Raw genomic sequence first — 26781 nt, forward strand, 5'->3', positions numbered from 1 at the left:
TAACTGTCTAAGTATCAATTTCACCAGCTAACTTTATTCCCTGTCTAACTTTGTTCCCTACCTAGTTTTCGGTTTTAGCGCCCAACTAGAGGTCAAACTGAACTTCATCCAATAACTTCACTGCCGCTTGGTGATATTCCGCCAGTTTAAAAATCGGTAACTGATCGGCTTTAAACTCGCCCCAAGAGGCCACTAACGTTGAAGGTGCAACATCCGCTTTGACTGGGTATTCCATATTCACCTCAGCGTAAGCTTTTTGCGCCACATCGCCAGAGAGGAATTCCATCAATTTGATAGCATTGTCTTTATTGGGTGCATGGCGAGCCAGTACCATGCCAGAAACGTTGACATGGGCACCGCGGTCCGCCTGATTCGGGAAATTAATCACCACGGCTTCAGCCCAGCTCATTTGCTCTGGATCTTGCAGCATATTGCCATAGTAGTAGCTGTTACCGATGGCGATATCACATAGGCCTTCTTTTACCGCTTGAACCTGTCCACGATCGTTACCTTGTGGCTTGCGGGCTAAGTTGGTTTTTACACCCTGTAGCCAAGTTTTAGTGTCTGCCTCACCGTGGTGAGCGATCATCGAAGCCACCAAGGCAATGTTGTAAGGATGCTTACCACTGCGAGTACAAATCTTACCTTTGTATTTTGGATCGGCGAGTTCCTCATAGCGAATCGCTTGCGGGCCGAGGCGATCTTTTGCAGTATAGATATTACGTACGCGCATGGTCAGTGCGTACCATTGTCCTTCAGGATCACGGTATTGCGCTGGAATATTGTTGTCTAACTGGGCACTTTGCACTGGAGAAGTCAGATCTTTTTCTACTAATTCTACCAAGCGAGAGAAATCTGAAGTTAGGACCAAATCAGCGGGAGATAAGCGTCCTTCACGGGCAATACGTTCGGCAATCCCGTCTTTGGCAAACACCACATTAACGCCAATGCCTGTTTCTTCGGTAAAGCGCTTCAAGATAGGTTCAACCAAAAACGCTTGGCGATAGGAGTAAACCGTTAATTTTTCATCCGCATGTGCAGACTGCGCAACCGACATTAACCCAATTAAAGCCGCACAAGTTACCCATTTCATTAGCGATTTCCCCTCAAAATGATGACGTCAAGCATAAGTCAGTTGTTAAGACTATTAATGATAATAGTTATCAGTTTCGAAAGAGTAATAGATCGACACAACGAGGGCAATAGCTAGCATAACTTTTTGTTTTAAATTGATTTAAGGCAAAAAAGACAGATTATCTCAAATCAAACTAAACTGAATCTTAATTTTTAAAATAGTTGGGAGGTAATATGTTAAGCATATTATTGGTCATTGTTGCCCTTGGACTCGTGACATTAATAACATTCAAAAGCCGCAACAAGAAACGCAAACCATTGGCTAAGACATCTTGCGCAGCTAAGCGAGAAGGGCATGACACTGCAGCCGCAATCCATCCCTTTCATTGTGTAAGCATTGAAAATGAAGGCAATTGCTGCAAGCAGGTAGAGGGGGTAAAAGGAAAACGCTTCCTATCAAAAGAAGCGCCTGATATTCCAATGAAAGACTGCACCCAAGCTCAATGTCAATGCCACTATCAACACTACGATGATAGGCGCCAAGCTGGTAACGATCGCCGAGTGGATTATGGCATCACCAAGGATCTCTATGGCGCGTTTGGCGAGCATAATCGCCGAGAACAACCTAAAGGTCGGCGCTTAACCGACCATTGATGGCAATTATTGTGGGCGAGTTTCAACAAATGCGGGCAAGTCACGCATTTCGCTAAACCAGATTGCAGTTGCCGGTGCGACTTTTCGCCAATCCAGTTCAGGATGTCTGAAATCCACATAATCCAATAAACAAATTAAGGTTAACTGTGGTGCCTGAATTGTCGTTTGAGTAATCACGCTCTGGTGCTCCATCTGCATCAAACCACGCAGCAAAGCTTGTTCAAAGCGCGATGTCCAAAAGGCCGATCTCACGCCCTCCTCTTCACGCATTTGTTCTTGGCGCAACTTTACCGCACTGTCGATTAATCCCTTGATCATCGAATATTGACACTGTAATACCCAGTTATAGGGTTGGCCACCGAACATTTCCTGTGCACCTAATTCGGTATCCAAATAGCGCATGATCACTTCGCTATCGAAAATAGGCACACCATCATTAGTAATCAGGCAAGGGATTTGGCCTAATGGATTAACATCGAGCAATTGTGCTGTGTTTTCCATCGGATTGACTAAGACCTCCTCAATATCCTCAATCCCTAAATAGCGGATTAAGCTACGAACACAGCGAGCATAGGGTGACGCTAGGGAGCAGAGCAACTTCATCAAAAAATCCTTCTTAAACAAAGATATTAAAACAATCTACACAATGGTTTTTAACACTCAAACGACTACCAATATTTTTCTACGGTAATTTGCCCCGGAGCACGGCGTAAATTTTTCGAGAGTCCCTTATCAAGCAATGCCGCTTGGGCGCCGCTAATCATCCCTGGATTACCGCAAATCATCACCTGGGAATCTGCCGCACTTAAGGTTAATCCGACTTTTCGCTCGATTTCACCCGAGACTAGGCCATCGGGGATACGGCATTGCAATGCGCCATCAAGCTTTTCACGGGTGACAGCCAAACACAGGATAAACTGATTTGGATATTGCGCCGCATAACCCTTTAATTTATCCAGATAGGCCAAGTCTTTAGCTTCGCGCACACCATAGACAAGTACGATCTTCTCAAAACGCTGCCAAGGCTCTGCGGTATCCAGCATGGATAAGAAAGGTCCCACGGCGGTGCCCGTGGCTAAAAACCACAAATGCCGACCTTGCAACTCACCTTTAGGGATCTCATCTAAAGTCATAAACCCCGTGGCAGTAGGGGTGATGTCAATTTCATCACCGATGGCAAGATGTTGTAATTGTGGGGATAACTGGCCATCCTCTACGGCGACAGCCAGAATCTCGGCATAGGGCTTATCGGGGGAGTTTACGAGGGAATAAGCTCTGGCAACACGCTTATCCCCTTGCAACTGACTGAGTTTAATAAATTGACCGGGAATAAAGGAAGCTAACTCAGCCGCTATCCGCAGCGAAAATAATTTATCATTCCAATCAATACGTTCGATAACTCGTCCCCTCGTCCACATAACCCGCCCTCAAGCAAAACGTTAAATAGACCCCTAGCATAGACTGTTATCAGCGCAACAAAAACCCCTTATTCAAGGGGCTTAAGAGTAAGTAAGAGGAAGGGAAGTTAAGCGTGAGTAGCTTAGCTCTCATTGGATTTCTTATTGAAGCTGTCCCTAAAGGCCTGTAATCCTTCTTGAACGAGTCCATAGGTTTTATCGACACCGTCGGCAATATCACCCTGCAACACTTTAAGGCCAGACAAAATATCCCTTGCCTCCTTAAAGCCGTTATCGATAGCGCCGCCGATGATATTCATAAAGCTATCGAGCTGTTCATCCAAACTCATATTTGAATTTTGCTGCTGATGAACACTAAAAAATTGCGTCGCGAAACTCACAATACGATCAGCTGTGGCCTCGGGAGAGGTATCGACACCGTTATCATAGGCGGTTTGAATCGCATTCTCGCCCATCGCAGGCGCTAGCTCTTCATTTATCGCTTCAATCGCTGCACGATAAAGCAAGGTCATTGATTCGTCGCCGGATTTTAGGCTTACATCTTCCTGCGCCGAAAGAATAGCTTGATTCATCAACTGCTTACTGGTTTGTTGCGCAGTTTGTTTGGAGGCTGCTTCCACATTTTTGGTTTTCTCGCCATTGGTTGCCATATTGTCAGCATACGTTCTGTGAGACGAAGCACTGCCCTGTACTTGTGTGGGGGTGTTGATTTCCATGATGCAAATCCATTCAATTTGGTGAGGCTTAATTATCGACCAAAATTTGAGCAACTTTAGTAATTTTACAAATTGCAGTACCATCCCAACTTAATGCAATGATAAAAATGGAGAATAGGTTTGCTTATTCTCTAATCGCTACTCATCCTAAGCCCACTCTTGCATACGCCCATAAAATAAGGATATAAGGCATGGCAATCCCCCAATGTTTAAATGCGTTTTTGCGACATACTCGAAGAATCGGTTTCAATTCAGGTACGCTAATACGATCTTTATTGATAGGTCTCTTATTATTCACCAGCATTGGACTTAGCCCGATAAATCAAGCTGTAGCCGATAATCGATTGATTATTCTCGTAAGACACGCTGAAAAAGCAGATGCAACCGCAGGCGATCCCCCCCTTTCAGCCAATGGCAACTTACGTGCTCAGGCTCTTATCAGCGCCTTAAAACGTACACCCATTTCCCAGTTGATCGCGACCCAATATCAAAGAACTCAGCAAACCTTATTGCCGATTTCGACAGTTCGGCATTTACCTATTACAGTGGTCGAGGCAGAAAAACCAATCGAAGCCCATATCCAAAAGGTGGTTGAGCAAATACATACCGTAAAAGGCAATAGCTTAATCGCTGGGCACTCCAATACGCTGCCGCTTATCATCAAAGCCCTTGGTGGCCCAGAAATACCCGCCATAAGTGAAGATGATTACAGTCAGCTGTTTTTACTCTCCATCAATGATGGACAACCCGCCAGCCTGCTTTCCACCCGTTACGGACTCGAATAGAGGATAACAAGATGCACGAATTGAATTGGTTTATGTGGGGACTTGATCTCTTCTCTGGATTGTTTTTAATCATTGTCGGTTTAGGCGCCCTCGCCATTGTCTACATGTATATTGCCGATAAACTGCAAACGAAACAGGCGGTACGCCACAATTATCCCGTTATTGGACGCTTTAGATACCTATTTGAAAAACAAGGTGAATTTTTTAGGCAATACTTTTTTGCCCAAGATAGGGAAGAACTCCCCTTTAACCGTGCCGAACGCAGCTGGGTATATCGTGCAGCCAAGAATGTCGATAGAACGATAGCCTTTGGCTCGACACGTCCCTTGGAAGCGACTGGCACCATTATGTTTATGAATTCAGCCTTTCCACCCCAAGATGAGGATATAACACCGATCCAGCCGCTCACCATTGGCCCTCATTGCCGTGTGCCTTATACCACAAGTGCAATATGCCATATCTCCGCGATGAGCTTTGGCGCGCTGTCACGCCCGGCAGTCACTGCATTATCCCACGGTGCGGCACAGGCGGGGTGTTGGTTAAACACCGGTGAAGGTGGCTTAAGCCCTTACCATTTAAAAGGTGGCTGTGATTTAGTATTCCAAATTGGCACTGCCAAATACGGCGTACGAAACGAGCACGGCCATTTAGACGATGACAAACTCACCGCGATTGCGGCGCACCCTGAAGTAAAAATGTTTGAAATAAAAATGAGTCAGGGGGCCAAACCCGGTAAAGGAGGTATCTTACCAGGCGTTAAAGTGACCGAGGAGATCGCCCATATTCGCGGTATTCCGCTGGGCCAAGATTCCATCAGTCCCAATGGTCATATCGAGTTTAACAATGTGGGCGATATTCTAGACATGATTGCCAGAGTTCGCGAAGTGACGGGGAAACCCACCGGAATCAAAGCTGTACTTGGGGATGTGCAATGGCTTGAAGATTTTTGCAATGAAATAGAACGCCGTGGAGAAGCATCTGCCCCAGACTTTTTTACTTTGGATAGCGCCGATGGTGGAACGGGCGCTGCCCCACAACCCTTAATGGATTACGTTGGCCTGCCGCTAAAAGAAAGTCTGCCCATATTGGTCAATATCTTGATAAAACATGGACTAGGCAAACGTATTAAAGTGATCGCCTCAGGAAAACTCATCGTCCCCTCACGAGTCGCTTGGGCGCTGGCCTTAGGTGCTGATTTTATTGCCTCAGCCCGCGGCAATATGTTCGCCTTAGGTTGTATTCAAGCACTGCAGTGCAATAAGGACACTTGTCCAACAGGGATTACTACCCACAATAAAAAGCTACAGCACGGCCTAGATCCAAGAGATAAATCGACTCGTGTTGCAAATTATAATCATAATCTACACCACGACTTAGCACTGATCGCTCACTCCTGCGGTTTGACAGAGCCAAGACAACTCAAGCCATCCCATGTGAGGATTGTGCTTGAAAGTGGCTTGTCGGTTTCACTGGATAAGTACTATTCCCATATCAATAATTAAATAACTTTCTAGGGCGTGTTGACGTTTCGAGATTAAATTTTGTTCGTTCTGGCAAGCTCGTGCTCGCGAAACGAGGAATGATGTGTAGTTTACTCAAATGACGAGCGGCTCTTATGACAGAAAGTAAGAGCAAGGGCTTGCCAGACGAACCCTTCGGGCAGCATTTGGCTGACGTTTCTGCTGCGTTATCGTCCGTTTATGTAGAATAACTACACAGCACGGACTTTGCCTTGCATAAACGCCAGCCAAATTGCTGCAAAAATAACCCTGAAACGTCAACACGCCCTAGGCATAGAATACAACTTTCATCTAAAGTTAATTCAGTAAGAACTAATTTGAACGTGTATCACAAAAATGGTAAGATCCGTGATGCATGATTCAAATTAAACCACTTCATATCAAGTAAGGAAACACTGTGAAAACAAGCTTTGTAAGCCAAATGCCTGACAGCAAGACTGCCAGCACAAGCTGTAAGAGCTGTAATCGCTTGACTGAAATTGAAGGCGAATTGGTGTGTTTTCGTGAAGGTAAAGTCATTCGACTGACGCGAATTGACGAATCAACCACCAAACTCAATCTGTTGTGTGAAGGTTGGAAGGCCGGAAAACCAAAGGGAATATAATTCTTATATTCCCTTTATTTTTATATTGCCTATCATTTTTCCACTCGTTTTCCCGCTTAATAAATACTACGAATGTCTGCACTATATTCATTGCCGACACGGATAATACCAGCCAAGGCTATCTCTTGATTCTGTTTTGCCAACGTTAAACGTCTTGTCGTCACCTTAAGACCTGCGTTTAACTCTGCATGAATACGTTGGAGCGAATCATAATCCACACCGCGTTTTTGAAGGGTTGCCATAATCGCAACCCAGTCCGTGCTGACTTTCTCTTCTCTGCCTTCAATATTGACTCTTAATGCCATATTTTCCATGCCAAGCACCTCTTATGATTATTCGCTTGGAATTGAGTATAGAGAGCCTTAGCTGAATAAAAACTGAATTGCCTTGTCGCTATTACACTTACACAGAAAGGTTATGAAATTTACACCGAAAGGTGTTGTTGCTCATTTTGTATGCGCCACAATTTGGCATAAAGACCATCCTGCGCTAATAACGAAGAGTGATTCCCCTGCTCGACAATTTCCCCTTTGCTTAAAACAACGATTTGATCAGCATCGACAATAGTCGACAATCTATGTGCTACGACTAAGCTAGTATGCCCTTTAGCCACCTCACGCAAGGCTGATAAAATCGCCTGCTCGGAGCGGCTGTCTAGGGATGAGGTCGCCTCATCAAACACTAACACTGGGGAGCCTTTTAAGATTGCTCGAGCAATCGCAACTCGTTGTTTTTCGCCACCTGACAGTTTTAATCCCCGCTCGCCCACTTTGGTATCCCACCCTTGTGAAAGTGATGCGATAAAATCCTCTAAATGAGCAAGTTTAATGGCATGACGCACATCGTCATCACTTGCATTGGGGCGGCCATAGCGTATGTTCTCAACTAAAGAATCATTAAATAACACAGTATCTTGCGGCACTATTGCAATAGCCCTGCGTAGCGCATCTTGGGTTAACTGGCGAATATCTTGCCCATCAATCAAAATACGCCCTTGTTCTACATCGTAAAAACGGAACAATAGCTTGATTAATGTGGATTTTCCTGCGCCGCTATCCCCAACTACGGCCACCTTTTTACCCGCCGCAACCTTAAAACTAACATTACGCAATATGGGCCTATCATCGTAGCTAAAACTCACATTCTCAAAACTGAGCTCGCCTCGCTTAGGTTCAAAATCCAATGCATCGGGTTTATCGACTATGCTGGGGTGCTTATCCAGCAGGCTAAACATACGTTCGATATTGGCAAGTGCGCCACGGATTTCGCGATAGACAAAACCTAAAAAATTCAGAGGCATAAACAGCTGCATCATAAAAGCGTTTATCAGTACAAAGTCCCCTAAGGTCATCTCATTATGGGTGACTTTATAGGCTGCTAATGCCATCATCGCTGTCATCGCTATAGCAATAATTAACGCCTGACCACCATTAAGGGCAAAAAGCGATAAACGATTTTTACGCTTCGCGACTTCCCATTGGTCTAGGGCTTGATCGTATCTTTCCGATTCATATTTCTCATTATTAAAATACTTCACGGTTTCATAGTTCAGTAGGCTATCAATCGCGCGGGTATTGGAGAGGGAGTCAGCTTTAGCTGCATCACGGACATATTCGGTGCGCCACTCAGTGGCAATGACCGAAAACCAAATATAGGCTAGCACAGAGATAAAAGTGATAGATGCAAACGCAACACCATAATTAAAAAAGAAAATGCCGATCACCATGGCGATTTCTAACAGGGTTGGCACTATGTTAAATACCATAAACCGCATCAAAAAACTCACCCCACTGGTGCCGCGTTCAATATCCCGCGATAAACCACCGGTTCGGCGCTCAAGGTGAAAATCCAAATCAAGTCGATGCAAGTGGTCGAACACCGCCAGACCTAAACGACGAATGGCGCGCTCCGTCACTCGGCCAAATAGGGTGTCGCGGATTTCCCCCGTGATAACCGTCAGCAGGCGGACGGCGCCATAGGCCAGCACTAATCCTATGGGAACACTCAACGTCTGCGCTGTTTTATTGGCATCTAAAGTATCGACGACGTCTTTAAGAATAAAAGGTAAACCCACACTGGCGAGCTTAGCGACGATAAGGCAAGACATGGCTAATGCCACCCGCCCTTTATATTCAAGCAAATAGGGCCAAAGTAACTTAATCACATGCCAATTGAGCTTATCGATGGGACCTTCAAAATACAGTGTTGGGCGCATATATCTAAACCTTTGCCTGAGTCTGTCAATTGTAACAGCATGGCGAGCACTAAGGTGAAGTAAAACGGTAAAGTTTCAATAAAATCAATCAGATTTTTCTGACAGACAAACAACTCAGAGCTTAGCAAAATTAACACGGGTATACCGATGTGCGCAGGTTATCGTCATTCGTTTTTGTAGTGTTTTTAATTGAAATATTCTAAGCAATCTTAGACGAGTCTAATCAAGTCACTTAAGTATAAAAATGTCACACTAACGACTGACATCAAGATATATTGCTAAGGGCTTATTAAAGATAAGAAATACTGTCGTACCAAGGGTTTTATCCGGATACTGCACGCTAAAATAAGTTATGTCCGTGTTGATTATTTTGTCGGTTTTACCCAAAATGCCCTATGGATTTAAGTTCGTTAGCAGCAGGATTTGCAAATCTCTGGCCGCAGTTTTGAGCGGGGAAATAAGCCCCCCACTCGTTCTGCGATAACACTAAAAATAATTCAAATATTTCAAGATCGAAGGATGCTTTATGTTGGATTCAGCTAAAGTTCAATACCCGCCATTACCACTGATCCAAACTTGGGTGTGGATGATGATCGAATCAGGGAATCCAGAAATTCAGGACAAAGGCCGAAATAACCTCATCGCTGCTTTTGGTAGCTTAGCCAAAGCGAACGAATATTTAGCCCAAATGAGCAAGAAATAATAAAATAAAGGCGCCGGGATAGCGCCTTTGTTTTTGACCTTAAAACACATTAAACCCGCTGACGTCGCTCAACAACACTCTGATTTAGCACAGCTAACAAACGCTCAGAATCTTCCCAACCAATACAAGCATCAGTCACACTCTGGCCGTAGCATAACGCTTGGCCCTCGATCAGATCTTGGCGCCCTTCGACTAAGTGGCTTTCAACCATCACCCCAAAAATCGCCTGATTGCCCGCCGCGACTTGTTCGGCAACCTCATTGGCCACCACCATTTGCCGCTGATATTGTTTGCTGCTATTGGCATGGCTAAAGTCGATCATGATGTTGTCGACCAGTTTGGCTTTTTTCAGTTGGTCACTGATTTGGGCGACGTGGCTCGCACTGTAATTCGGCTCTCGGCCGCCGCGAAGGATGATATGGCAATCTGGGTTGCCTTTAGTGGAGACAATCGCCGAATGGCCAAATTTGGTCACAGATAAAAAGTGATGCGGCGCATTAGCGGCACCAATGGCATCGATTGCCACTTTGATTGTGCCGTCTGTGCCATTTTTAAAGCCCACAGGACAAGATAAACCCGAGGCCAGTTCGCGGTGGACTTGTGATTCTGTTGTGCGGGCACCAATGGCGCCCCAACACATCATATCCGCCACATATTGCGGAGTAATCATGTCGAGGAACTCACCCGCTGTCGGCATGCCTGAATCATTCAAATCGACCAAGAGTTTACGCGCTGTTCGCAAACCATCATTCAGTTTGAAACTGTTATCCATGTAAGGATCATTGATCAGCCCCTTCCACCCTACGGTAGTTCGCGGCTTTTCAAAATACACTCGCATCACAATCTCAAGTTGATCTTGATAGCGCTCTCTAAGGACAACCAATCGCTGACCGTATTCCAGCGCCGCTTTAGGATCATGAATAGAGCAGGGACCAATGACCACTAATAGGCGATCATCTTCACGAGCGAGAATATTATGGATGCTTTGACGGGCATTAAACACAGTTGCAGCAGCGTTTTCGGAGGCAGGAAATCGTTCTAGGATCGCAATAGGGGGAAGTAACTCTTTAACTTCATTAATGCGAACGTCATCATTTTGGTAATACATTATTTACTGCTCCAACTCTGGTGTTTAGGCTATCTTCATCGCTGCAATAGGGGATCTCAACTGCAATACTGAGTTCAATTTATCCAGTCTGCGCCGCTAATGCAACCAAGTTGTCTGTATTTCCAAAAATCAGATATAACGTATTGTTTTAACATATTTTTAAAATTTAAAGTTCAAATATTCCAACATGATAGTCGCAAGGACGTCGATAAGGTGTTTTAACACACGCCAAAGCATTAGTGTTGCCGCATTGCCTGCAACTTTGCTTGACAGCGATGTTTATCTGCGGCCTCGCGACTGAGCGCCAGTGCTTTTTCCATATTCTGTTTGGCCCGCTTTTCATCGCCAAGTGCCCAATAAGTACGAGACAAGCCAAAGAAAAACTCATGACGATAATCAGCCTTATCGACCGCCCTTTGATACCACGCGAGCGCTTCACGGTATTGATGCTCATCATAGGCCTGCTCGCCCATATCGTAGTAGTAATAAGGGTTACGAATACGTGCTAATTCAAGCTTTTTATGTATTTGCGCCCATTCCTCTAAGCGACCTTGATTATCGAGGATAACGGCTAAATTGAAGAGTGTTGTCATATCATCAGGATCAAACTTGAGGGCATAGCGATAAACCTGCTCGGCACGCTTTTCATCGCCCTTGTGGCGATAAATTACGGCTAAGGTATTGAGTGCTGGACTAAAATGCCCTGATTTCAAGCCTGCTTTGACTAAGGCGTAAGCGTGATCTAAATCCCCTTCCACCAAGGATTCTGCGGCCATATTGTTATAAAACATGGCCGTTAAGGTCTGACGGTTAATTTGTACTTTTGCGAGCCCGCGCAGTGCCCGCTCGGGCATAAAATCGACCAAAATAGCATGGGTTGAGACATAAACAGTGTGCACACTTTGTGCTGGCAACAAACGTAGATTGACATGCCCATTGATCAGGTAAAAATCCCCCTGCTTATCCCAGACAGGTTCAATCGCAATATCCTGAAACTCAGTGCCAATATTAAAAATGTCTGCCAATGCCGATGTCATCACCACCAGCGACATACAGTTTCCAGCTCGCTGCTCGAAGGTTTCGCTGGCGGTTTGCGTCAAATTATCTTGATAGCGAAAATCACTGTGACCATTGCTTTGGTTGGCATTGATATAGCTGGCCAACCATTCATGCACCGCTAGAGGATTTTTAGTTGAAATGGCGTAGCGATCATAAGTTCGCTTAACATCAACCGCCACAGAGGAGGGGAGGCTGAAAATATCTTCGACACTGGGGATATTGGTCACAGGTTTAAATAACGAATCGTCAAACAGGGCATCAACCTCGATTGCTGTCGGCTCAAGTGGCGTCGAACTACAACTCCATAATTGACTGAGTAATAAGCCGCAAATCATACCGCGAGAAATGGCGCGCAGTTGTATCATGATACGTCCCCCAGACCATAAAGCTCCTATTTGAGCTTATTACTCTTGGCCAAAAAGACGCCATTAAATGGTGACAAAATATGAATGCATGCTGCGGCATATTCCACGAAAGCGCAGCATCTGTAAGTGTTAATTTTGCCCGGGAGGATCAACCTTGATAAACACATCCTGCTGCTGATAACGGTAAGGACGATAGTTATCTTGACCACAGCGAAAGTAACGATATGGCTGCATCTGCACGATACACCCAAGGGGCAAGGCCTGAAGAATTTGAATCTGTTCCTGTCTTCTCAAGGATTCTTGCCATTCATAATCTTTAAACACTTGATCGCGCACGGCAAAAGCATCAAAAGGCTCATTAGAGCGAGTCACCACCACTTGCCCCGCCCATGCGGGCAGCCCTATAAGGGCGCAGAGGATACCGCCCAATAGGCATGTACGCTTAAATGTTGCTGCTGGATAAGGTCTTAGGCGCATTGGCAGCTCCCTGTGGTGTAGTAATTCTGTTAACAACCCATAAAAAAGCAGAGCCTTGGCTCTGCTTTACTATCCTCTCGATTGAGTGTTCAAGTCAAATCAACTGGAGTTAACCCGCGCTTTTCACTGTAACAAACTCAGGATATGCGTCGATACCACAGTCAGAAGCGTCCATACCATTGTATTCTTCTTCCTCTGAGACACGGATACCCATGGTCATCTTCAGTACAAACCACACTGCAAAAGAGGCGCTAAATACCCAAGCAAAGATAATCGCTGCACCGGTTAATTGCGCGGTAATGGTCGCATTGGCATTTGATAACGGCACGCACATTAAACCGAGGAAACCCGCCACGCCGTGCACCGAAATCGCACCAACAGGATCATCGATCTTAATGCGATCTAAGCCCACAATTGAGAACACCACTAAACCGCCAGCCACTAAGCCAATCACACCCGCCATTAATAGTGAAGGCGATAAAGGATCGGCCGTGATCGCCACTAAACCCGCCAGAATACCGTTGAGGATCATGGTTAAATCGGCTTTACCCCAAATCATTTTGCACACGATAAGGGCAGAGATTGCACCCAAAGCGGCCGCGGTATTGGTGTTAACAAACACTTTAGCAACTGCGCTTGCGTTAGCCGCATCTGACACCATCAACTGCGAGCCACCGTTAAAGCCGAACCAACCCATCCACAGAATAAACATCCCTAAAGTTGCCATCGGTAAGTTAGAGCCAGGAATAGGATTTACTTGGCCGTTAGGACCATATTTACCTTTACGCGCCCCCAGTAATAATACCCCAGCGATAGCGGCTGCTGCGCCAGTCATATGCACAATACCGCTGCCCGCAAAGTCTACGAATCCTAAGCTTGCGATAAAACCTTTACCCCAAGTCCAGTAACCTTCAACAGGATAGATAATGCCAGTCATCACCACGGAGAAGACAAGGAATGCCCACAACTTCATCCGCTCCGCCACTGCGCCAGAGACAATCGACATTGCCGTGGCCACAAACACCACTTGGAAGAAAAAGTCAGATTCTAAGGCATGGTTAGCATCAGCAGCTTGAGAACCAATCAAGGTCCCAAACGACGGTAACCAACCCCCTTCAGCGTTATCAACATACATAATGTTGTAACCAACCAATAAATACATCACACAGGCAATCGCATATAACACCACGTTTTTAGTTAAAATTTCGGTGGTGTTTTTTGAGCGCACTAATCCCGCTTCGAGCATGGCAAAACCCGCTGCCATCCACATGACTAAAGCGCCGGAGATCAAAAAATAAAAGGTATCGAGTGCAAAGCGTAATTCAGAGACTGTCACGCCTAATTTTGTTAGTTCTTCCATCTTCCGCCCCCTATAGCGCTTCAGTATCGAGTTCACCCGTACGAATACGGATGGCATGTTCTAAGTCGATAACGAAAATCTTTCCGTCACCAATTTTTCCCGTATGAGCCGCAGTGGTAATCGCCTCAATCAGCATGTCGAGATTTTCTGCTTTGGTGGCAATTTCTAGTTTTACTTTTGGCAAAAAATCCACCTGATACTCGGCGCCACGGTACAGCTCGGTGTGCCCCTTTTGACGGCCAAAACCTTTAACCTCGGTCACCGTCATCCCCTCAATACCAATTCCGGCGATAGCTTCACGGACATCATCCAATTTAAATGGCTTGATGATAGCGCTGACTAGTTTCATCTTGACCTCCAAAAACGCGATTGTTATTAACTTGTAGCAAAGGTAATTCAATCATTAGGCCATATTTTTAATTGCATGATTTATATGGGTTTATATAATAATACGGTTTTTAATGTGCCTAAAAATGCACCAGAATTGTGCATCCATTAAAGCAACGCACTTTTTTAGTGAGCAATTTAAGTGCAAGACATATTCGACTTTTGCCCTATTGGTGAGGTTGGCCAATTAGGGTTTACTAACAGTGCAAAAAACAAACAGAGCGATCGCCAAACGACGCCTTTATTCCACCCGCGCAGAAGGAATGTCCGATGTTAAAACCCGAAGAATGTGTACTTGTTATCGTCGATGTGCAGGGAAAACTCGCTCAGATCATGGACAACACGGTTAAACTCCACCAACAACTGAGTACGCTAATCCAAGGCGCCCAGCTGTTTGAAATCCCCATACTTTGGTTAGAGCAATTGCCAGAGAAACTCGGCGCGACAACTGAAGAATTAAAAACCTTGCTCGAACGAAGCAGCTCACCGATTGCCAAGCAACATTTTAGTGGCTGGTACTGTGATGAATTTGCCAATGCATTAACCCAAACACGGCGCAAGCAAGTATTGCTCGCAGGGATAGAAACCCATGTCTGCGTGTACCAAACCTGCCGTGTTCTACTCGACCAACGCTATTCGGTGCATCTCGTCGCCGATGCGGTTTCATCCCGCAGTGCTGACAATAAACTGCTAGGGATCCAAATGATGTCAGCCAAGGGGGCAAGCCTCACCAATGTGGAGTCACTGTTATTTGAACTCCAACATCAAGCCCAAGGCGACCGCTTTAAGGCGCTAATAAAATTGATAAAGTAAGAACCCATTCTTAAGACCCGCCTTTATTGATAAAGGCGGCTTTAGAGACTGTAGGAATCCTAGGAACAGAAATACTGAGTTGGAGTAAATTGACTAAGCTTTGCGGTTTACCAGCATACCAACCCCAACTAAAACGATACCGATAAGAAACCCTTGAAGTCTAGAAAAAAATAATACCAATCACATTAAATATCTAATCAGTTCAGAGCCTCACAGGCATTTCAATCCAAGGCGCATTGACGCAGAAATGGTCATTCCCTTTTAAGTCAATGCAACACCGGAGTGGGATGTCTGTGTGGCTCCCAAAGGGCGGCTGATGTTCACTGTATGGCAACGCGCTTTATACTGCGTTTAAGGCTTTCGGCAGAGCACCACTATGCCTTCAAAGCCTTCGCCTTGTCTAAAGCGCGTTGAATTCCCGCTGAATGAACAGATATTTAATACGATTGGTATAACTGCACTGCTGAACATGGCAATTTTGGCGGGATTAATTATGACAGCAAACCTTAATCCTGTGTTTTCGGCAATGGGAGACAAGCATGCAAATGGCTTATCGCACTACAGCGTAAGCCATCTCGGTTTGCTTATTCAGCCTTAATCACAGGCTCCTGCACCAGCAATTGATCATTTTTGTAAACATAAAGTCTGCCCACGGGACTCTCTTCGGCGCTGAGTACTATCACATCGCAGACATAAAGATAGGGGCCGCTTTTAAACTGGAAGGAATGATTTCCGCCACTGCCATCGAAGACTAACTTCCCCTTTTTAAGGACTAAATCAGGCTGTTCACTCAGCGATTTCCCCTTCGCCCACGCAGCGTAACGGTATTGGTTATTATCGATGGCATCGACACGAATGGTAAATCGCGCGGTTTCCCAGGCGAGTTCTGGACTGATAAATTCCCGCACACTCTCGTGTAAGGTCGATTTTTGCTGCGCGATCAGCTCGTCTCTTAGTTTGGCTTCTTCTGGACTTTGATAATTGATGCCTGAGATTTTGCCATCAAAATCCAACCAAACACTGCCATGGTTAAGCATAATGCCACGCCAGCCCATAGTGTCCCAATTGCTCTCGGTTGTAGAGTTAGCAATTTCAGACAGCAATTTGCTATCAAACACTTGCACAAATCGCTCTAACATTTGCTGGGAACTTTGCACATCGGGGAGCGGATATTCCCGCTTGAGGGGATACGCAATCTGTTTAGCAATGGCCTGACGATCTCCAGCCTTCGCCGCGTCAATCAGCGCCTGCACTTTGGGCACATATTCCGCATCTAATGCGGCCAGCGCCAGTGGCGAAGTGCTCAGACTCCCTAGCAACAAGCCCGCAAAAAGCCCTAAACGGGAGAGTCGATTTACTGAAGAAAATGCTCGATAAAACTGGGCATAAGGCATGGTTAATTCCTTTAAAGTCAAAACATCCAAATTAAGGCTTGGCAAGGATACCATAGTGAGGCGAAACACATGTAATCACCCCAGCATTATCGAATCAATTCCTTACGCCAGAGTCGTCCAAAGCAGCTTTATACAAGCAGCAAATTCGACACTATTGCCAGTGCTACTGACATAAAAATCACCCCAATCACAGCATCAATGATAGGTGTTATCCGCTGCATTTTTTGCTGCACCTTTGCTTTGGAAAGCATTAGGGCGAGAAAGCCAAACCAAATCAATGACAAAACAAATAACACCAGTGCTGCAGCAACCTTAGTCGCTGGCGTCACACTGGGGGTGATTAAGGCTGAGAACAAGGTTAAGAAGAACACTAAGGCCTTAGGATTCAATAGATTGGTATAAAGTCCCGTCATAAATCCCTGCCGCGGTGATAGGCTTTTTTCCGCCTTGGTTTGCGAGTTATCGCCAGTGTTTGCTTGAGCCTCTGTCGCAACGGATGACTCCGCCTCTTCACCCTTCAATAGCCGTTTGGGCTTTCTAAAAAAAGCGATTGTCGCTTTAAGTGCGCCAAATCCCATCCAAGCTAAGTAAGAAGCGCCAAGCAGTTGCACCAAAAGATACAAGGTGTGGGAGCTTTTAATCACTAAGCTGACACCAGTTAAACTCAAAATCGTATGGGCTAAAATCGCCACCGATACTCCCACCGCGGTGGCGATAGCCGTATTACGCGGCTGTGAAGTGGCAATTTTTACCATAATGGCAAAATCCGGCCCAGGGCTAACTAAGGCAACACAGTGGATCAGGGCTAAGGTGAATAATAGGGATAAATCCATCAATATGGCTCCGCAAGCAAAAAATCAGAAAGTCCATTATGACCAAGGGCTCAGCGCTTGCATTGTAAGAAATTGCACGAGGATAAAATAACAAAAATAAGATCACAGCATACGCCGCTGGAATTGGACAGGTGAGAGCAAAAATGCCTGCTTAAACGCCTTGTTTAAATGACTTTGGTCGAAAAAACCTAACTGCTGCGCCACATCCACCACTAAGGTGCCATGGGTTAAAGACTTTTTAGCGAGCTCTAAACGTACCCGCTTAAGATATGCATGGGGCGTCATCCCTGTTGCTTGTTTAAACTGCCGTAAAAACTGAAACTTACTTAAGTTAACCTCATTCGCCAACCCCTCGAGCTGAGTATTCTGCCAAGGCTCGTCGTGGATCTTCTGTTTGATCAGATTTAACTGCTGCAATGATAAACCTTGATCTTGACCCAGTTTAAGCGTGCCAGCGGGATGGCGGGTTAATAGCAGTTGCATAAAGTTCAAAAGGTGTGATTCAGCCGCCAATTCAGTACATTGTTCTTGTGTCAGCAAGTTATGCAACTGGATAAAATATTGATATAACGCAGAGTCATCTATCATAGGTGCATTAAAAAAGTGTGTAGCTTGCCCCATCTCTTGGCTGATCGCATTCATAAAATCCACGGGAATGGACATCACCTTGACCCGATAGCCTTCTGCATCACGGCTTTGTCCATCATGGGTTTCATCGGGATTGAGGGTCGAGAGGCCGTGTTGCCCTAACTGATAACGACTGCCCTTGTTGATAAATTGCTGCGCCCCTTGAGTGACTACGCCTAAGTGGTAATCCAGATGCACGTGTTTATCAAAACTGAAGTGGGTAAATTCCGCCTGACTCAGTTCGATACCTGAGAGGTTGGGATGGCGCCAGTAATTGATATGTTCAACGGGAGTCACGCGGCTCATAGGGGCTAATTCAATCTCGCTCAGCAAATATAACTTTTGATACTACATTCTAGCTGCCCAGAACTTGGCTGGAATAGTAAATTATTGCAGCGATGCCAATACCCAATGCAAAAACGCCCAAAGGTGGGCGTTTTTAGCAGGCATCCTAAAAATGGATTAGTGCGAATGATTGCCGTGACCACCTTGAACCTCAATGGCATGACCCTCACTGCTATAAAAACCACTGCAGCCGTGTTCGATAAAACCTTGGTTAATCATCTTGGCGATAAAGGGATCTGACTCGCTGTCACCCACATCGGCAAAGTCAATATCTTGATAACTCTGCGTTAATGCCACAAACGCCTCGTGGCTGTAGGGCTCAACCGTAATCAGTCGATAACTCAGCACCTTACCTAGATTAAATTGCTGTGGCAGTTCAATGCTAGCAATCCAATCAAGTTGACTCTCCATACCATTGACCTTGCCTGCAAAGCCCTTAGCCTCAAAGCAAGGTAGCTGTTTTAGCTTGGTTTTCGCCATATTAGTGGCCAGCGCTGGTGATACCACATGATATAGCTGCTCGCGATCGTGCTGAATATTTAACGCCCGTAAATCCCCTTTACGGTAGGTAACTGAGCGTTTTTCAACGGGGAAATAGCGCACATACTCGCCATTCGTTGCCCATTGTTCAAAGGTGGTGTTATCCCGTTGAATAATAACATCTTGGCCATCTCTTAGCTGGGTCATCTGCCAGCGGTGCCCCTTTGCATTGGTCACTTGGTGTTGGGCTTTTAGATGGGCGGCTTCAACAGTGACGCATTGCGTACTGGCTTTGTCTGCAGCTTGAGCAGTAACGGGCGTCGCTAAGGCGATTGCGGGTGAAATCAAAGTCGATAACAAAGCGATCTACCACATCGAACAAGCTGTGTTGCCCAAGTCCGATGGGGGTTGCGATGCGAATACTGCCAACCATCTCCGAATTATGGCTATGGGCGCGGCTTTCCATTGCGGCGACTTCGCTGAGTACCCGCTGACAATATTGTAGGGCTTCTTCGCCCTGTAAGGTCAGACTGACGCTGCGGGTCGTACGGTGTAGCTGGCGCAAACTGAGCCACTGCTCAATTTCTTGAATATGGCGAGAAACCTGCAGGCGACTGAGATCGAGGTGTTCTGCGGCTTTGGTAAAGCTGCCACAGTTGGCTACTTCGATAAAGCTACGCATGGCGGCAATTTTATCTATAAATAATTACACCAATTAGTATCTCAATCTGAAACAATCCTGCTCATTTATCGATATTTATCACGCTAAGTATCGCAAGTAAACTGGTGACAATTTAAATCAGTAGTGAGACTTAGCAAATGAAAATAGCAGTATTAGGTGCATCCGGTTGGATTGGTGGAACCATTTTGAATGAAGCGTTAAGCCGTGGTCATGAAGTGGTTGCTTTAGTGCGAGACCCAAGCAAGCTTGGCGAAACCGCTGCAGAGGTGCGTAGTGTCGATCTGGCTAAGCCATTAACGGCCGACACCTTTGCAGGTGTGGATGTGTTAATCGCTTCTGTCGGTGGCCGCGCCGACCTGAATCACAGCTTAGTGGCAAAAACGGTCAATAATCTATTAGCCCTATTGCCACTGGCGAAAGTGCCACGTTTATTGTGGGTCGGAGGTGCTGGTAGCTTAGAAGTGGCGCCGGGAGTGACCTTGGTTTCAAGCCCTGACTTCCCGCCTGCCTATAAGGATGAGGCATTAGCTCAAGGCGAAGCGCTTAAGGCATTTCGCGCCGCCAATACCGCAGTCAACTGGACCTTTGTCAGCCCCGCTGCCGAGATTTATCCCGGTGAGAGCGAAGGCTTATACCGCTTAGGTGGCGATAGCTTCTTTACCGATGCTAAAGGCCGTAGCCGGATTTCGGTCACTGACTATGCCAAAGCTATGCTCGATGAAGCTGAAAAGGGCGCGCATCCTAATCAAAGGATTAGCGTAGCCTACTAAGGCTTAAGCTAAACACTGTAACGTAAACGGGACAAAGCCCCTGATCATTGAAAGGTGCTGGACTGAAAAGCGTACAGTAAAAACAGAACAGGTCAGCAAGCTGACCTGTTTTTTTATTCTGCGTAATTGAATAAAGATTTGATGGTTTCCAAGGTATCGGCAATATCTTGGATGCTAGATGGACAGATAAAGATCGTATCGTCACCCGCAATGGTCCCTAAAATCCCTTCAGGTTTACCGATGGAGTCTAACAAACGGGCAATTAATTGTGCAGCGCCAGGGCTGGTACGGACAACAATCATCGCTTGGTTATGGTCAACATCGAGTACTAAATTCTTTAACGGGCTGCCCGCAGTGGGTACGCCTAGTTCGGCGGGTAAGCAATAAACCATCTCCTGCTTAGCGTTGCGAGTGCGCACTGCACCGAACTTGCTGAGCATACGAGACACTTTAGATTGGTTTATATTAGTAAAGCCTTCTGCTTGTAAGGCGGTGACGATTTCACTTTGAGAGCCAAAACGCTCCTCTTTTAAAATCGCCTTAAAAATTCTAACAAGGTCATCCTGATTCTTGGTCGTTTGCATAGTCTTATTCTTTATTCAAAAAAACAGGCTCATTCTGAATAGTTTTGGCCAAACTGTCAACAAATAACCATAATGACTGAATAAAAATGCAATTCAAGCATTTTGTGATCACAGATTTATGATTACATTTGTTGAATTAGAGTAAATATTCAACATTACAACACCCTGTTTTAGTAAAACTTTGTCTCCACGACTAAGGGATAATTGAAATTAGCGTGACATTCCAGTAATGTGACGCCAACGGAAATTAGATCCATGTCACACATAATCCGAGAAATAACGGAGATAACTATGAAAGTTGCTGTACTTGGTGCTGCTGGTGGTATCGGCCAGGCTCTTGCCCTACTGTTAAAAACTCAATTACCTGCGGGTTCTAAACTGTCTCTATACGATATCGCACCGGTAACTCCGGGTGTTGCGGTTGACTTGAGCCATATCCCCACTGCGGTTGAAATCAAAGGTTTTGCTGGTGAAGATCCAACGCCTGCCCTCGTGGGTGCTGACGTTGTGCTAATTTCTGCTGGTGTTGCACGTAAGCCTGGTATGGATCGTTCAGATCTGTTCAATATCAACGCTGGTATCGTTCGCAACCTGATCGAGAAAGTGGCAGTCACTTGCCCTAAAGCGCTCGTGGGTATTATCACTAACCCAGTCAACACTACGGTTGCTATCGCAGCTGAAGTGATGAAAAAAGCGGGTGTTTACGATAAGAACCGTTTATTCGGTGTGACCACTCTGGACGTTATCCGTTCTGAGACTTTCATCGCTGAATTAAAAGGCTTAAACGTTGCTGACGTTAAAATCAACGTGATTGGCGGCCACAGCGGTGTGACCATTCTGCCATTACTGTCTCAAGTTGAAGGCGTGACTTTCTCTGATGAAGAAGTGGCTTCTTTAACTAAACGCATCCAAAACGCGGGTACTGAAGTGGTTGAAGCTAAAGCCGGTGGCGGCAGCGCGACTCTGTCTATGGGTCAAGCGGCTTGCCGTTTTGGTATGTCTCTGGTTCGTGGCCTACAAGGCGAAGCGAATGTTGTTGAATGTGCCTATGTTGACGGCGGCAGTGAGCATGCTGAATTCTTCGCTCAACCAGTACTGTTAGGCAAAAACGGTATCGAAAAAGTACTGCCTTACGGTGAAGTGAGCGCATTCGAAGCAAATGCCCGTGATTCTATGTTAGATACACTGAAAGGTGATATCAAACTAGGCGTTGATTTCGTTAAGTAATCCTTCTGGATTATTAGAGAACGGAGCCCAATGGCTCCGTTTTTTTATGCCTTAAACTTTGTTCTCTAAACTGAGGTTCTTAATCTTGAGTCTCGCTATTTGGGGAGCTGGCATTGACTGTCACAGCGGGCCTTACCCGTTAGTAGATAGGAAATACGGTATCTGTGCTTGGCGAATCTAAGGTAGCACCAATCCGCGAGAGGTTTGATAAGCGGTAAGCGGAGCACTTGTATCCAAGGGCGAGTGCCTGTTAGCGCCCATGCTTTGCAGGTAACATCGAGCCCGAGTAGCACTTGGCCTGAGGCGGTTTCGCCATGGAGAATGGTATTGGCGTAGTCTTTATCGATATAGCTGAATCTTGAGCTGAAGTTTTCAGCATTAAGATCCACAAGTTCGATGTGATCATCGGGATCGCGCGCTTTAAGTTGGCGCATTTCGGCGCTACATAAAGGGCAATTGCCGTCGAAAAAAATCCGCAGTTCCATTAGGTCTACCTCTTACTGTTTGTCCCTGAGTATACGCAGTTGCAAGGCATTTAGATCGACATGTTTACGGTTTTAATTGTTATACACTCTTGGCTGGAGGCATTAAGCTATTGCGATAAGTGACGTGAGTGCGCGATTAACAATCTGTCAACCGCTTTCGCTTTTAATCTCTGCTCGGCAAATAACAGGATGGATATGACAGCTCCCATTATTATCACTGGCGTGGGTAAACGTATTGGCTACGCCCTCGCGAAACACTTGCTCGCCCAAGGGCACAAGGTGATTGGCACTTACCGCAGCCATTATCCCAGCATCGATGAGTTGCAGTCTTTGGGCGCGACCTTAATTCAATGCGATTTTTACGACAATGCTCAAGTACAAAACCTGATTGAGCAATTGAGCCAGTACCCCAAGTTTCGCGCCATTATCCATAATGCCTCTGACTGGCTGGCGGATAACAGTCCCGAATTTGCCGCCCATGAGGTGATGCAGCGGATGATACAGGTACATGTGAACGTGCCCTATCAAATGAATTTGGCCTTGGCTTCGAAATTACAAGCGGGGGCCGAAGGGGAAATTGGTGCTAGCGATATTATCCATATCACCGACTATGTGGCCGAAAAGGGCAGTGCGAAACATATCGCCTATGCGGCCAGTAAAGCGGCGCTAGACAATTTAACCTTATCCTTTGCGGCTAAATTAGCGCCCGAGGTCAAAGTGAATGCGATTGCTCCGGCGATGATCCTCTTTAATCCAAGTGATGATGAAGCCTATCGACAAAAGACCTTAGCCAAGGCTATTTTGCCAAAAGAAGCGGGAAATCATGAGATTATCGAACTAATGGAATATCTGCTTAATAGCCGTTATGTCACCGGACGTAGTCATCATGTCGATGGTGGGCGGCATTTAAGGTAAAAAGAATCTAGAACGGCCTGCGGCCTCTAGAACGCCATTGCATTGCTCTAGAATCTAGATTCAAGAAGAAGCCCTTATGGAGCGAAGATCTGCTTTTTCTAGCAGCGAAGCGCTCTAGAATCTAGGGTCTGTTGATCTTTCGAGAGTGATTTTTAGACAGCATGCCAAGACGTTATAATTTGCTTCGCCAAAAGTAACCATAACCTCAAGCCATGCCAAGACTTATGCTAACCGATGCACGCTGGGAAAAGCTATTTCATTTAATGAAAAGCACAGGCCGTGTTTATGACAAACCTGAACATAGACAAACATTCGAAGGTATTCTTTACCGCCTTAGAACAGGTATCCCTTGGCGAGATTTACCTAAAGAGTTCGGTCATTGGAGCACGGTCTTTAGACGGTTTCATTTATGGTCTAAGAAAGGCGTTCTAGCACATTTATTCAAGGCCTTAGCCAACCTTGCTGATATAGAATGGGTCTTTATTGATGGCTCGATAGTGCGAGCTCACCAGCACAGTGCAGGTGCAGCGACGCTAAGTAATGAGAGTATTGGTAAAAGTCGAGGCGGTAATTCAACCAAAATTCACTTAGCCGTCGACAGCGGAGGATTACCGATTTATTTCGAATTATCAGAAGGCCAAAAACACGATATTACACACGCCCCCAGCTTAATTGAGCACCTGAAGCAGGTTGATACCGTCATTGCAGATAAAGGTTATGACAGCGATGCTTTTCGTGAACTTATCGCCAATAAAGGCGGGAAATCTGTTATTCCAAGGCGCCGCTATAAGAATACACCTCAAGAAAGAGTCGATTGGTGCTTATATCGGTATCGACATTTAGTGGAGAATGCTTTTGGAAGAATAAAACACTATCGAGCAATATCAACAAGATATGACAAGCTAGCAAGAAATTACGCCAGTATGGTGTCACTGGCGTTTATGTTAATGTGGTTGCCGATGTATTGCTGAAGAACATTTGTACAGCAAAGATCAACAGACCCTAGTTACCTAGCACCTTCTTTATTCAAAACTCCCATACCCGACTTGGGGTGATGATAGCGGGCAAGGGCACATCCCAATGCTCGCAGGGAAGGCTCGGTACTTGCTGACAATCATGGGCATAACCCATCGGCAGTGGCTTACCATTATCCTGCCAATTGGCTAGCGTTCTGTCGTAATAGCCGCCGCCCATGCCCATGCGATTGCCTTTGATATCAAAGGCCACGAGCGGTGTAACGACCACATCAAGGCGCTCAATCGGCATAACGCTACGCACATCCAGCTTAGGCTCTAAAATGCCGTATTGATTGGGCTGCATCGGCGAGTCGGCGTGGTAATGCAAAAACAATAATTGCCCTGCATTAAAGGGGTGTAGTCGTGGCAGATAGGTTTGAATACCTCGCTGCCAAAGCGCTGCGATAAGCGGGGCGGTAGCGAGTTCGCCATCGTGGGTTAGATAAAGCGCGACATGCTGGGCATTCATTGCCATCAGCTTTTTGAGCATTCGCTCACAGGCGTTAATGCTTGCCTCTGCCTGCACCTCTGTTGAAAGTGAGCGGCGGGCCAAACGTACCTGTTTGCGTAATTCGGCGCGGCTGAGATTTGGGCTTAGCGACTTGGTATCAATTTTGGACTGAGTGCCATGTGGCCCCTTGACTGTTGGGGCCCAAGTGTTCGAGACAGGTGAAGTGATAGACATAAATAAGATGCTCCCCAGAATGCCGCTACCGGTGTAGCCCTTGAACCGTAGGTTCAAGGCGGGTAAATGATTACCTCCTAAGGCTTCTCGGTACGAGCCGAGCCTGCTCAATGTCAGTAAAGCATTCACCCTGAGATCAAAATTATCGGCACAGGGACATTACCAGTTGGCCTGCATCCCAGGGAGCAAAAACGGTATTGAATCGCTAATCGTTTGGCTTAAAAAAGTATAGGCCAGTTAGCCATTCACTGTGCAACTCTTACAATAATCATGGCGCTTAGCACCGAGTGCACAGTCTAAAACTATTTGGTTGAACGCTCAACTAAGGCGTTTTCCAAGGTTGACTGCAACAGGCTGATGCGGTCATCCATTTGTTTCATATAATGCTTATTCTTTTGCTTTTCTTGGTACAACTCGTGGCCAATATTCAGCGCCGCCATAATGGCAATTTCTTCGCGGCTTAAGCTATTAGTGCGATTTTTTAGGGTGGAGAGTTGCTGCTCAACCCCCTGAGCCACAATGCGTAGGGCATCTTCCTGACCTTTCGGGCAGGCGATAGAGTAGGTGCGCCCAAGCAGGGTGATTTCAACTGCACTGTTACTCATTCGAAGATGATCCTTTCGTTGCCATCGATAGGGCGGACTATATAGGGCTGATATTAAAAGTGCAAGGTAAGCCGCTGATGGATTACACATTCGCTGTTTTGTTTGCTGCTTGTGTGAGCAGTTGCCGGAATTTTTATCTTACCCTCCAAGAATACTGGATCAGAGTTGGTTCAAGTCTTTAACTCTGCTAGCATTGCTGCAGGAAAATTCTGATTGGAATCTGATATGGCGACCCCTCCTTCGTTACGTATCGAAAGCTTAAAAACAGCCCTCGATGCGGCTGAAATTGGTCAGCATCCCGTGGAAGTTCACGGGGCTCTTGTGGGTTTAATCTGCGGTGGTGTAGAGCAAACCGGTGATTTGTGGATTAAACCGTTATTTGACCTGATGAACGATGGTCAGCCTTTGCCCACTGCTTTACATCAATTGGTGTGCGAGTTATTCCAAGACTCGGTTGCCCGTTTGAGTGACTTTGATTTTGGTTTTATGCCGTTGCTTCCCGAAGAGGAAGAGCCGTTAAGTCACCGAGTTGAGGCGCTATCGCTTTGGACGCAAAGCTTTTTAACGGGCATTGCGATTATTCAGCCTAAGCTCAATAACGCCTCCGCCGAAGTGCGTGAAGTGATTAAAGATCTGGCCGACATTGCCCAAGTTGAATTCGATGTGACCGATGATGAAGAATCGGAAACTGCCTATATTGAGCTGTTAGAGTTTGTGCGCATTGCTGCGATTTTGTGTTACTCCGAGTTTGGCCCAGAGCCGAGCCACGAAGAGAGTGACGATGCCGCGGTGATCCACTAATAGCCATATGATGAAAGGCGGAGTGATTCCGCCTTTTTGTCAGTTTAAAATCTAACATCCTGATGGCGAAACGC

At 45.9% G+C, this 26781-nt stretch carries 30 protein-coding genes, 1 other RNA gene and 1 pseudogene; 11 read left to right on the forward strand and 21 right to left on the reverse strand.

Translation table 11 applies throughout. From position 1 onward, the window contains the following. Window positions 1–85: 85 nt before the first annotated feature. The gene (locus SO_RS03510) at window positions 86–1093 is read right to left on the reverse strand and encodes a Fe(3+) ABC transporter substrate-binding protein (RefSeq protein ID WP_011071051.1); all 1008 of its coding nucleotides are present in this window, start codon (window positions 1091–1093) and stop codon (window positions 86–88) included. 215 nt (window positions 1094–1308) lie between these two features. Here SO_RS03510 and SO_RS03515 point away from each other — a divergent pair, with 215 nt between their 5' ends. Continuing rightward, window positions 1309–1728, forward strand: coding sequence for a hypothetical protein (locus SO_RS03515; RefSeq protein WP_011071052.1), 420 nt, complete (start codon window positions 1309–1311; stop codon window positions 1726–1728). A 6-nt stretch (window positions 1729–1734) separates the two neighbouring features. Here the strand turns inward: SO_RS03515 and SO_RS03520 are convergent, their stop codons facing one another. The 3 genes from SO_RS03520 to SO_RS03530 form a co-directional block, all read right to left on the reverse strand. Next, window positions 1735–2331, reverse strand: coding sequence for a glutathione S-transferase N-terminal domain-containing protein (locus SO_RS03520; protein WP_011071053.1), 597 nt, complete (start codon window positions 2329–2331; stop codon window positions 1735–1737). Between the two features lie 65 nt (window positions 2332–2396). Next, window positions 2397–3146 carry a ferredoxin--NADP reductase gene (locus tag SO_RS03525; protein WP_011071054.1) on the reverse strand — a complete coding sequence of 250 codons (750 nt, stop codon included), beginning with the start codon at window positions 3144–3146 and terminating at the stop codon, window positions 2397–2399. A 122-nt stretch (window positions 3147–3268) separates the two neighbouring features. After that, window positions 3269–3796 (reverse strand): DUF5610 domain-containing protein, encoded by a 528-nt coding sequence (locus SO_RS03530; RefSeq protein WP_405130457.1) that lies wholly within the window; start codon window positions 3794–3796, stop codon window positions 3269–3271. 257 nt (window positions 3797–4053) lie between these two features. Here SO_RS03530 and SO_RS03535 point away from each other — a divergent pair, with 257 nt between their 5' ends. From SO_RS03535 to SO_RS03545, 3 genes are all read left to right on the forward strand, one after another. After that, complete coding sequence (locus SO_RS03535) at window positions 4054–4647, forward strand: phosphoglycerate mutase family protein (protein WP_011071056.1); 594 nt, start codon at window positions 4054–4056, stop codon at window positions 4645–4647. A gap of 11 nt (window positions 4648–4658) precedes the next feature. Next, entirely contained in the window at window positions 4659–6149 is a 1491-nt protein-coding gene (locus tag SO_RS03540) for an FMN-binding glutamate synthase family protein (protein WP_011071057.1), read from the forward strand. A gap of 415 nt (window positions 6150–6564) precedes the next feature. Further along, window positions 6565–6771 (forward strand): hypothetical protein, encoded by a 207-nt coding sequence (locus tag SO_RS03545; RefSeq protein WP_011071058.1) that lies wholly within the window; start codon window positions 6565–6567, stop codon window positions 6769–6771. A gap of 56 nt (window positions 6772–6827) precedes the next feature. Here SO_RS03545 and SO_RS03550 read toward each other — a convergent pair whose 3' ends face one another. Beyond that, window positions 6828–7085, reverse strand: a complete 258-nt coding sequence (locus SO_RS03550; protein WP_011071059.1) for a hypothetical protein — start codon at window positions 7083–7085, stop codon at window positions 6828–6830. Between the two features lie 110 nt (window positions 7086–7195). Beyond that, window positions 7196–8986: an ABCB family ABC transporter ATP-binding protein/permease gene (locus tag SO_RS03555; RefSeq protein ID WP_011071060.1), complete on the reverse strand. Its 1791-nt coding sequence runs from the start codon at window positions 8984–8986 to the stop codon at window positions 7196–7198. A gap of 526 nt (window positions 8987–9512) precedes the next feature. Between SO_RS03555 and SO_RS22960 the strand changes: the two genes are divergently transcribed. Next, the gene (locus tag SO_RS22960) at window positions 9513–9689 is read left to right on the forward strand and encodes a hypothetical protein (RefSeq protein WP_011071061.1); all 177 of its coding nucleotides are present in this window, start codon (window positions 9513–9515) and stop codon (window positions 9687–9689) included. Between the two features lie 49 nt (window positions 9690–9738). On the opposite strand, the gene aroG is transcribed toward SO_RS22960, so the two are convergent. The 5 genes from aroG to SO_RS03580 form a co-directional block, all read right to left on the reverse strand. Further along, window positions 9739–10797: a 3-deoxy-7-phosphoheptulonate synthase AroG gene (gene aroG / locus SO_RS03560; protein WP_011071062.1), complete on the reverse strand. Its 1059-nt coding sequence runs from the start codon at window positions 10795–10797 to the stop codon at window positions 9739–9741. Between the two features lie 236 nt (window positions 10798–11033). Further along, window positions 11034–12221: a tetratricopeptide repeat protein gene (locus tag SO_RS03565; RefSeq protein WP_011071063.1), complete on the reverse strand. Its 1188-nt coding sequence runs from the start codon at window positions 12219–12221 to the stop codon at window positions 11034–11036. A 129-nt stretch (window positions 12222–12350) separates the two neighbouring features. Further along, window positions 12351–12698, reverse strand: a complete 348-nt coding sequence (locus SO_RS03570; RefSeq protein ID WP_011071064.1) for a hypothetical protein — start codon at window positions 12696–12698, stop codon at window positions 12351–12353. A gap of 109 nt (window positions 12699–12807) precedes the next feature. Continuing rightward, window positions 12808–14058, reverse strand: coding sequence for an ammonium transporter (locus tag SO_RS03575; protein ID WP_011071065.1), 1251 nt, complete (start codon window positions 14056–14058; stop codon window positions 12808–12810). 10 nt (window positions 14059–14068) lie between these two features. Beyond that, on the reverse strand, window positions 14069–14407 hold the full coding sequence (locus tag SO_RS03580; protein WP_011071066.1) for a P-II family nitrogen regulator: 339 nt from the start codon (window positions 14405–14407) through the stop codon (window positions 14069–14071). Window positions 14408–14715: 308 nt separating this feature from the next. Between SO_RS03580 and SO_RS03585 the strand changes: the two genes are divergently transcribed. Beyond that, a complete protein-coding gene (locus SO_RS03585; protein WP_011071067.1) occupies window positions 14716–15258 on the forward strand; it encodes a hydrolase in 543 nt (180 codons plus the stop codon). Between the two features lie 584 nt (window positions 15259–15842). Here SO_RS03585 and SO_RS03590 read toward each other — a convergent pair. From SO_RS03590 to SO_RS03610, 5 genes and pseudogenes are all read right to left on the reverse strand, one after another. Then, the gene (locus SO_RS03590; protein ID WP_011071068.1) at window positions 15843–16652 is read right to left on the reverse strand and encodes a hypothetical protein; all 810 of its coding nucleotides are present in this window, start codon (window positions 16650–16652) and stop codon (window positions 15843–15845) included. A 128-nt stretch (window positions 16653–16780) separates the two neighbouring features. Further along, window positions 16781–17485 (reverse strand): LysE family translocator, encoded by a 705-nt coding sequence (locus SO_RS03595; protein ID WP_011071069.1) that lies wholly within the window; start codon window positions 17483–17485, stop codon window positions 16781–16783. Window positions 17486–17587: 102 nt separating this feature from the next. Continuing rightward, on the reverse strand, window positions 17588–18418 hold the full coding sequence (locus SO_RS03600; protein WP_011071070.1) for a helix-turn-helix transcriptional regulator: 831 nt from the start codon (window positions 18416–18418) through the stop codon (window positions 17588–17590). A gap of 156 nt (window positions 18419–18574) precedes the next feature. After that, window positions 18575–19303 (reverse strand): hypothetical protein, encoded by a 729-nt coding sequence (locus SO_RS03605; RefSeq protein WP_164925822.1) that lies wholly within the window; start codon window positions 19301–19303, stop codon window positions 18575–18577. After that, a pseudogene (locus tag SO_RS03610) lies at window positions 19293–19637 on the reverse strand (LysR family transcriptional regulator); the annotation flags it as partial. The pseudogene SO_RS03610 and the gene SO_RS03605, both read right to left, overlap by 11 nt. A 119-nt stretch (window positions 19638–19756) precedes the next feature. Here SO_RS03610 and SO_RS03615 point away from each other — a divergent pair. Continuing rightward, the gene (locus SO_RS03615; RefSeq protein ID WP_011071071.1) at window positions 19757–20389 is read left to right on the forward strand and encodes an NAD(P)-dependent oxidoreductase; all 633 of its coding nucleotides are present in this window, start codon (window positions 19757–19759) and stop codon (window positions 20387–20389) included. A gap of 113 nt (window positions 20390–20502) precedes the next feature. On the opposite strand, the gene argR is transcribed toward SO_RS03615, so the two are convergent. After that, window positions 20503–20973, reverse strand: a complete 471-nt coding sequence (argR, locus tag SO_RS03620) for a transcriptional regulator ArgR (protein ID WP_011071072.1) — start codon at window positions 20971–20973, stop codon at window positions 20503–20505. Between the two features lie 291 nt (window positions 20974–21264). Here argR and mdh point away from each other — a divergent pair, with 291 nt between their 5' ends. Continuing rightward, window positions 21265–22200: a malate dehydrogenase gene (mdh, locus tag SO_RS03625; RefSeq protein WP_011071073.1), complete on the forward strand. Its 936-nt coding sequence runs from the start codon at window positions 21265–21267 to the stop codon at window positions 22198–22200. A 95-nt stretch (window positions 22201–22295) separates the two neighbouring features. Here mdh and SO_RS03630 read toward each other — a convergent pair whose 3' ends face one another. Continuing rightward, entirely contained in the window at window positions 22296–22685 is a 390-nt protein-coding gene (locus SO_RS03630) for a thiol-disulfide oxidoreductase DCC family protein (protein WP_011071074.1), read from the reverse strand. Window positions 22686–22880: 195 nt separating this feature from the next. Between SO_RS03630 and folM the strand changes: the two genes are divergently transcribed. Together folM and SO_RS03640 are read left to right on the forward strand one after the other, a co-directional pair. Further along, window positions 22881–23600, forward strand: a complete 720-nt coding sequence (folM, locus tag SO_RS03635; RefSeq protein ID WP_011071075.1) for a dihydromonapterin reductase — start codon at window positions 22881–22883, stop codon at window positions 23598–23600. A gap of 212 nt (window positions 23601–23812) precedes the next feature. Continuing rightward, entirely contained in the window at window positions 23813–24571 is a 759-nt protein-coding gene (locus SO_RS03640; RefSeq protein WP_011071076.1) for an IS5-like element ISSod6 family transposase, read from the forward strand. A gap of 55 nt (window positions 24572–24626) precedes the next feature. On the opposite strand, the gene SO_RS03645 is transcribed toward SO_RS03640, so the two are convergent. The 3 genes from SO_RS03645 to SO_RS03655 all read right to left on the reverse strand — a co-directional run bounded on the left by SO_RS03645 (window position 24627) and on the right by SO_RS03655 (window position 25906). Then, complete coding sequence (locus tag SO_RS03645) at window positions 24627–25301, reverse strand: 5-formyltetrahydrofolate cyclo-ligase (protein ID WP_011071077.1); 675 nt, start codon at window positions 25299–25301, stop codon at window positions 24627–24629. A gap of 7 nt (window positions 25302–25308) precedes the next feature. Continuing rightward, window positions 25309–25489: non-coding RNA, 6S RNA (ssrS, locus tag SO_RS03650), on the reverse strand. 114 nt (window positions 25490–25603) lie between these two features. Beyond that, complete coding sequence (locus SO_RS03655; protein WP_011071078.1) at window positions 25604–25906, reverse strand: cell division protein ZapA; 303 nt, start codon at window positions 25904–25906, stop codon at window positions 25604–25606. Window positions 25907–26131: 225 nt separating this feature from the next. Here SO_RS03655 and SO_RS03660 point away from each other — a divergent pair, with 225 nt between their 5' ends. After that, a complete protein-coding gene (locus SO_RS03660) occupies window positions 26132–26707 on the forward strand; it encodes a UPF0149 family protein (RefSeq protein ID WP_011071079.1) in 576 nt (191 codons plus the stop codon). The last annotated feature ends 74 nt before the right edge of the window (window positions 26708–26781 follow it).

Origin of the sequence: Shewanella oneidensis MR-1, from assembly GCF_000146165.2 — a bacterium.
GTDB lineage: Bacteria > Pseudomonadota > Gammaproteobacteria > Enterobacterales > Shewanellaceae > Shewanella > Shewanella oneidensis.